Source organism: Nostoc sp. (genome assembly GCF_036917615.1).
Lineage (GTDB): Bacteria > Cyanobacteriota > Cyanobacteriia > Cyanobacteriales > Nostocaceae > Nostoc.
This window is the reverse complement of the sequence record NZ_JBALCZ010000090.1, coordinates 1-7,960: the sequence shown is the minus strand read 5'-3', so window position 1 is coordinate 7,960 and position 7,960 is coordinate 1. Positions and strand designations below refer to the sequence as shown.

7 protein-coding genes and 1 pseudogene are annotated in these 7,960 nt (G+C 42.4%); all 8 read left to right on the top strand.

What is annotated here, in order from left to right:
• On the top strand, positions 1-819 hold an 819-nt coding region (locus tag V7K85_RS32875; protein WP_334820352.1), incomplete at its 5' end, for a CAAD domain-containing protein.
• Positions 820-1,300: 481 nt separating this feature from the next.
• A pseudogene (locus V7K85_RS32870) lies at positions 1,301-1,549 on the top strand (class I SAM-dependent methyltransferase); the annotation flags it as partial.
• Between the two features lie 263 nt (positions 1,550-1,812).
• The gene (locus tag V7K85_RS32865) at positions 1,813-2,376 is read left to right on the top strand and encodes a substrate-binding domain-containing protein (protein ID WP_334820350.1); all 564 of its coding nucleotides are present in this window, start codon (positions 1,813-1,815) and stop codon (positions 2,374-2,376) included.
• 41 nt (positions 2,377-2,417) lie between these two features.
• Positions 2,418-2,738 (top strand): substrate-binding domain-containing protein, encoded by a 321-nt coding sequence (locus V7K85_RS32860; protein WP_442940641.1) that lies wholly within the window; start codon positions 2,418-2,420, stop codon positions 2,736-2,738.
• 731 nt (positions 2,739-3,469) lie between these two features.
• A complete protein-coding gene (locus V7K85_RS32855) occupies positions 3,470-5,857 on the top strand; it encodes a CHASE2 domain-containing protein (protein ID WP_334820356.1) in 2,388 nt (795 codons plus the stop codon).
• Between the two features lie 77 nt (positions 5,858-5,934).
• On the top strand, positions 5,935-6,828 hold the full coding sequence (locus V7K85_RS32850) for a DUF928 domain-containing protein (RefSeq protein ID WP_334820348.1): 894 nt from the start codon (positions 5,935-5,937) through the stop codon (positions 6,826-6,828).
• Positions 6,829-6,948: 120 nt separating this feature from the next.
• A complete protein-coding gene (locus tag V7K85_RS32845; protein ID WP_334820354.1) occupies positions 6,949-7,179 on the top strand; it encodes a transposase in 231 nt (76 codons plus the stop codon).
• Between the two features lie 461 nt (positions 7,180-7,640).
• A partial coding sequence (locus tag V7K85_RS32840; RefSeq protein WP_334820346.1) for a dihydroxy-acid dehydratase domain-containing protein occupies positions 7,641-7,960 on the top strand: 320 nt, incomplete at its 3' end.

The window sequence follows — 7,960 nt, the reverse complement described above, 5'->3', positions numbered from 1 at the left end:
GAGGTGCTAGAGATGGTCAAGCCAGATTTGGTGTTGACTGGACCACGGGTGGGTGCTTTGGTGAAGAAACTTCACTTGCCTTATGTGAATGGTCATGGCTACCACAATGGTCCATATATGGGCTTTGAAGGTGCTGTGAATATGGCACGCGATATGTACAATGCCATCTATTCGCCACTGATGAAATTGGCTCAAGTTGATATCCGTGGTGAGCAAACGACAACTGTTATCCCTGAAGAAAATAGGAAATTTATCGAGAGCGAAGTACAACAACCGAAATCTTTTGATATTACATCAACCGAACCTATAGCAGCACTTGAAAGTTCAAAATTTGAAACTCAGCCATTGGCACTACCTGCTAATGAACCATTACCTCAGGAGAGCGAAGTACAACAATCAAAATCTTTTGATATTACATCAACCGAACCTATAGCAGCACTTGAAAGTTCAAAATTTGAAACTCAAGCATTGCTAATACTTGCTAATCAACCATTACCTCAATTGCAGCAAATCGGCGGTAAATTCTCTGCATTTTTGGAGGAATTCCCTAATTACTTAGGTAGATTTTCCACCGAATACCAGCTGCCAATTATTTGTTTTGCTACAATTATTGCAGCGACTGTTGCAGTTAAGATAGTTATAGCTGTATTAGATGTAATAGACGAAATTCCACAGGTAAATCGAGCTTTTGAGTTGACTGGAATTGGTTACTTAACTTGGTTTGTTTTCCGATATCTACTCAAGGCTTCTACTCGGCAAGAATTAGCTGCACAAATTAGTTTTATCCAAAAAGAAATTGTCGAGGGACAAGATTCATAAGCTATTATGCCTCCACATTTGCTTTCTTTCATAGTGAAAGAAGGCACAGGGCATAATGCATTCATACTACCTCAGGACTTACGCAATAACCCTCTGAAAGTCTTATTCTTTTGTGTCCTACCCTGCGGGAAGCCACTCCGTGTCTATGCGTTCTTCTCTACGAGACGCTACCCGAATACAGTAACCTGTCTTGAAAAGTGACGCTACGCACAGTCGTTGGCGCAGCCTCTCGTAGAGAAGAGGCTGCGCTAATAGATGCCTGCGGCGGGCTGCGCCAACGGCGGGAACCGCCGCAATAGACTTTTCGCCCCGTCAGCCCTCCGGGTGACGCTCGTTTTTCTCTACGAGACGCGTAAGGGACGCTAACAGCAGTCGCTCATGGGGAAACCCCCTTCGCGTAGCGTCTCGTAGACACAAAGCGCTGCTTCACTGCTTTGTGTCTACGTTTTTTGATGATTTTGTGTAAGTCCTTGCAGCTAAAGGTTCTCATGTGATTGGGCTAGAGAGATCAGCAGTAATGCTCGAACCAGCGAGGCAATTAAGCCAATCTGCCCAACTCAAAGTAGATTACCGAGTTGCAACTGCCGAAGATACTGGCTTACCAAGTGCAAGTGCTGATGTAGTCACAAACTATCCCACACCTATGCTTCAGGTTCATCATCGAGAATGGGAAGGCGATCGCAAAAGCACCACAGTCGTAGTTACTCCTGAAGTCTTACCATGTGCGTAATCTCATCAATATAAAAAGACTTTTTACTTAAAATTTTGATAAAGTCAGCGTTTAATTACGTAGTTTAATTGATTTTTCCCCAACCAAGTTGGTATGATAGCTTCAATCAACAGTATAAATGCGTATTAAAATATACGAAAAAAATGAGGATGAATAACTCATATAGTTTAAACGCTCAGATAAATGACTGTTTCAGCATTATTTTCCAATAAATACACAGTATTAATACTACTATAATTGTATAAAAACCATGAAAAAAATATTTGCTTGCCGCTTCACTGACTATATTCGTTGTCAATATTACCTTTATAAAACAGACTTTAGCAGCCACAATGGCTGCACCTCCTGAGGTGACTTTATATGCTGCTGGCAGCTTGAGGGGTCCGCTTTCGGAAGTTGCTAGTGCTTTTACCCAGGAATTTGGGATTTCTGTCAGAACAGAATTTGCTTCTTCTGGTTCATTGAAAGATAGGTTGTTGGCAGGGGAAAAAGCAGATGTCTTTGCCAGTGCGGATTTAGGTAATGCCCTTGCACTCAATCAAAACAACTTAAGTGGGGAAGTTGAGACGTTTGCCAGCAATCCTATCTACGCGATCGCCATACCAGAGGTTTCATTCACAACGGAGAATCTGCTTGATAAGTTTCTCAATCTCAACATTAAATTGGGCATTTCCCGACCTGTAAGCGATCCCTTGGGAGATTACGGTGTCGAAGTATTTCGCAAAGCTGAAGCAATTCGGCCAGGCGGCTTTACCCAATTAAATGCTAAAGCCGTAATATTATCAGGGACTTTACCACCTAATAGAAATAGTCCGGGGGCAGCATAGTCTACTATCTGCAAGATATCAACAAAGCAGATATCTATTTGGTGTATTACACCAGTGCTTTATCTGCCCAACAAATTTCACCAAGTCTACAAATAGTGGAATTGCCAGATAGCTTAAAAGTCCAAGCTGACTATGGTTTGACAGTACTCAAGGGTGCGAATCCTGGAGGTTCACAACTAGCTGATTATATCCTTTCACCAACTGGGCAACAAATACTGGCAAAGTATGGATTTAGTAGTCCGAAGTCTGTTCCCGAACCTCAAGGGGTTGGTGGAGTTTTACTTGCTGTAAGTGTAGCTTTTGCCTTGCAAAAAAAGTTGGTTGCTGCCAAACAGCAAAAAGTTAAAGTGGGTGATATCTAACGACAAACTGCACAGCATCTACGTCGGACATCAAAACTTTTCAATGCCCACAGCAGGCATCTGAACTTTGTAAGATAGGTCTGTTCGCCTTGGCCTGCTAGAATTGCCTCCTTTCTTTACAGGACTTACGCACAGCTAACGGAAAATCGTAGACGCAAAGCGGCTTGCCGCAGGCTACCACAGAGGACGCAGAGAAGCCAGTGCGTTGGGCGGGTTAAGAGACTTGTACTCCTACGGAGAAGCAAGCTACGCGCAGCGTCTCCCCTTCTCCCAAAGGGAGAGGCTAGCGCCAAGGGAGAAGCAACTGGCGCGACACAAAGAGAAGTCGGAGCGGCGGCTTCCGCCGATCTGAACTTCGGTGGGAATAAGAGTTTGAGAGGTTTTTTGCGTAAGTCCTACTTTAAACGCGAGAATAATTCTTTAACCCAAAATATAAATTAAATGACTTGCCCCTGACTTAATTGTTGGGGTCAATTTTTTAATTTGTCTTGGAAAGTTCTGATACCTGTCTTGAAAAGTGACGCTACGCACAGTCGTTGGCGCAGCCTCTCGTAGAGAAGAGTCCGCGAACGTCGGAAACCTCCGCTCAGACTTTCCGCAAAATCCAAAATCCTCTCATTGTGTGACGGAATATGAATTAATAGTAGATAGCCATGAACAAGTCAGAGATCGACCTGGAGATCATGATGAACAAGAAAAATATTATTCGGGTAAGAACAGTAACCATATCTGTGGGCAAATTAGTCATCTTAAAGTTAGGGGAGGGGAACTTTGAACAAGGGTTTCCCGTGACCCTACAGATTGGCGATGAGAATGCCCGCCCTAGCGTGGAAATCACGGGTGCGCTTCCCCCCAACCCAGAAATTAGCCGCGATTATTACCGTTGGCAATCTATTTATCGTAATTTAAGGTTGCCATCTCGTCCTATTGGTTTACCTAAGGAACATAATCAAGCCCCCACCCTAGAAGACTGCCAGCAGGTGACTGAGGAATTTAAAGTATGTTTTAATACTTGGCTTGCTTCCGATTCCTTTCGTCCTATCCGCGAGAAATGGTTGGAAAAACTTATGTTTGCGGATAATATCCGTGTGCTTCTACAAACTAAAGACCTCCAATTACAGAAACTCCCCTGGCATCTTTGGGATTTGCTGGAACGCTATCCCCATGCAGAAATAGCTTTGAGCGCTCCCGCCTACGAACAAGTCAACCGAATTACAACCACATCCGACAAAGTAAAAATCTTAGCGATTTTGGGTAACAGTCAAGGAATTAATACTAAAGCAGACCAGGCGCTGCTTAATTTGTTACCCAATGCAGACATAACTTTTTTAGTTGAACCACAATGCCAAGACCTTACTGACCAGTTATGGGAGCAGCATTGGCAGATTCTATTTTTCGCCGGACACAGTTCTACTCAGGAAACGAATGAAATAGGAAAAATCTACATTAATCAAACTGAAAGTCTAACAATTAGCCAGTTAAAGTATGCCCTGAAAAAGGCAGTGGAACGAGGTCTACAACTGGCGATTTTCAATTCCTGTGATGGCTTGGGATTGGCACGGGAGTTTGCAGATTTGCATATTCCCGAAATCATCGTGATGCGAGAGCCCGTACCTGATCGGGTGGCGCAGCAGTTTTTAAAGTATTTTTTGTCAGCCTTCGCGCGGGGAAACTCGTTGTATTTAGCTGTGAGGGAGGCACGAGAAAGGTTACAGGGGCTAGAAAACCAATTTCCCTGCGCGACATGGTTGCCTGTCATCTGTCAAAATCCTGCTGAGATGCCGTTGAATTGGGGGGAATTGTGTAGAAATGCACATAATATTCCGACATCTTTGTCTAAAACTACCCCAGTTAAAAAAATCACAAATCGGCTTGGCTTTTCATTCCTCCTACTGATCAGCATGGCAATGACTGGAATATTAACGGGGGTAAGGTATTTGGGTGTGCTGCAACCAGTAGAGCTAAGTGCGTTTGACCAACTGTTACGCTTGCGTCCTCCTCAGAAACTAGACTCACGCCTACTGATTGTCACTGTGACTGAAGAAGATGTACAGGCGCAAAAACAGGAAAAACCTCAGGGTTCCTTGTCAGACAAATCACTTGCCCAACTGTTAGAAAAATTAGAGACATATCAACCACAAGTTATTGGTTTGGATATATACCGAGATTATCCAGTGGGTAAGGATTATCCAGCATTGGCAGAACGAATGCGAAAAAGCGATCGCTTTGTGGCGGTGTGTCAACTCAACGATTCTCAAGCAGGAACACCAGGTGTGAAACCACCACCAGAAGTTTCTCCAGAGGGTCTAGGTTTTAGCGATATTGCCATAGATTCAGATAATGTCGTGCGTCGCCATCTGTTATCGTTAACTCCCTCACCCTCATCTCGTTGTACTACCCGCTATGCCCTGAGTGTTCGACTTGCATTGCGTTACCTGTATGCGAAGGGAATTCAGTTGCAATTTTCCCCTGATGACGCGTGGCAATTAGGGAAGCTGAGATTTAAACCAATAGAAACTCATACCGGAGGTTATCAAGGGATTGACGCTTCAGGACACCAAATTTTGTTAAATTATCGTTCCCCTGGTTCCCCAGAAGCGATCGCACCACGTATTACCTTGGGACAAGTGCTAACGGGTAAACTAAATGCCAATGCAGTCAAAGGCAAGATAGTTATTATTGGCACAACAGCAGAAACTTTTCATGATTACTGGTTAACTCCCTACACCACTCCTCAAGGAAAATTACAGGCAATACCAGGAGTATTTTTACAAGCCCAGATGGTCAGTCAACTGCTCAGTGCTGCTTTGGACGGACAACCTCTGTTGTGGACTTGGCCACTTTGGGGTGAAGTAATTTGGATTTGGGGCTGGTCTTTTTTAGGCGGTTTGCTTACTGCTTATCTGCACCGATTCACTTACTTAAGCTTGGCAGGAGGTATAGCTATTACAAGTTTATACGGTAGCTGTTTTATATTTTTAATTGCATATAGTTGTTGGGTTCCCCTCATTCCTGCTATGTTGGCTTTAGGAGGTAATAGTTTAATAGCTATAACTTACTTAAACATAAAGTTTCAAATTAATAATAACGCCAATTTGAAAGATGAAAGCCACAGATAAATTTTGAAAAGTATTCGTGTAGAAATTTTGCAAAATCCAAAATCTAGAATATCAAATTTTTTAACTCCTAATTTTTTATGAAAAACTATTGGCAAAAAATACAATTTATCGCTGTATTCGGGATGGCTTTATTAATAATTATTGGCTATTATCCAATGATTTGGATGACACCATCTGCTGCCATTCCTATTACATTTTCGCCTCCTCCACCTGCTTCAGATAGGGGTGCACCAAGCGGTCGTGGAGGAGCTGCAAGTCGTGCTTTTTCGCCTCCTCCACCTCCTCCAGACAGGGGTGCAGCAGGCGATCGCGGAGGAGCTGCGAGTCGTGGTTGTGGTGTTAGTAATCAGTCTGTCATTGCCCTTGTACCTGTATACAAAGAGACACTCAAGCAAGGACAAACAGAAGCAGTTTCTGTTACTAAAGTTTGGGGCTTGACGACTGAGGAATATCCAACTTTTTGGTTTTTTGTCCCCTATCCAAAATCTACAATTAATTCCATTGAGTTTGTTCTCAAAGATGAGTCAAGTAAACTAAGTCAAACTCTTTACCGAACAACAGTAACAATACCAGAAGTACCAGGAATTATTAGCATTCGCTTGAGCGCAACTACTCCCCCTTTGCAAGTAGACAAGATGTATCACTGGTTTTTTAAGATGAAAATCATTTGCAATCCACAACAACCTCCAGAACGGGAGTATGTGGAAGGATGGGTGCAACGGGTTAATCTAAATCCTAAATTAGTAGATAGTCCCAAGCAAGCAACTCCTCAGCAACGGGTAAACCTCTATGCTAAGAATGGTATTTGGTACGATGCCTTGACTACTCTGGCTGAATTGCGTCTTGCCAAACCTGAAGATCCAACTCTAGCGGTGGAGTGGATGAATTTGCTTAAATCTGTAGATTTAGAGAATTTAGCTAAACAACCCCTTATAAAATGTTGTCAAGCTAATGCAAAGCAGCAAAAATAACAAGGGATAATCAACAGCATCTAAAAAGCTAACAATTACTTAAGTTTCTTTAAAAAAACTAAGGGATTCCCAAGGTTCAAAAAGAAAGGACGCAACGATAGTTTCACGCTAGATGTTTCAATTCACGTTGACAACCAGAAGATAAAATATGAGTTTCGCAGACAACTAGAGTACAAAACTCAACTCTACGGCAGTAAGTTATTCATTGTGGATAGGTTCTATCACAGTAGTAAAACTTGCTCGAATTGTGGAATTAAGAAAGAATCTTTATTGCTGTCAGAACCTGTGTTTGACTGTGAACAGTGCGGTACGACGTGTGATCGGGAGCAATGCGATTTTGTGAGGTTGTGAATTGGAAGATGGATAAACGCCCACACTATACTATAAAAGTATATTCGCATCAACCTATTTCTTTGATGTTTGGATTGCTGCCTGCATATGTCCTCAAAAAGCTTAAAGAGCTTAAAAGACAATTTACAAAGTAGTATCAAATTTTTAGTAATTAAGAATAATAAGAGATAATTTATAATGTGAGCAATTGTTAGCATTTTTGGATCGGACTGTTTGCAAACTATAACCAAAAGAGAATGGCTGTGATCGTGAGCATGTCCCAATACGCTTGTGTTAAGGCTAAAACTCTTTGTCAAAGTTAATTTTTTGAACGTAGACGCAAAAGTAATGAAGTAGGGCAGGTGTCGCAGTTCCATAGTTTTGATATTTTATAAGTCTCAAATATTCATAAATATATATTGGACATCGGAAAAATTGCTACCTATGATACTCATACATGGAAGTCATAGGAAGATGTAACTATGTCGGAGAATTTGAGAAGCCAAGTTGTGACGCAAGGAGTGCAGCGATCGCCTAATCGAGCAATGCTGCGTGCTGTTGGTTTTACAGATGAAGATTTCAATAAAGCTATTGTCGGTATTGCCAATGGCTATAGCACTATCACCCCCTGCAATATGGGGATAAATCAACTAGCGCTCATAGCAGAAGTTGCCGTTAAAAGTGCTGGGGCGATGCCACAAGTGTTTGGCACGATTACCATTAGCGATGGGATTTCGATGGGAACTGAAGGGATGAAATATTCCCTAGTGTCGCGGGAAGTGATTGCTGATTCCATTGAAAC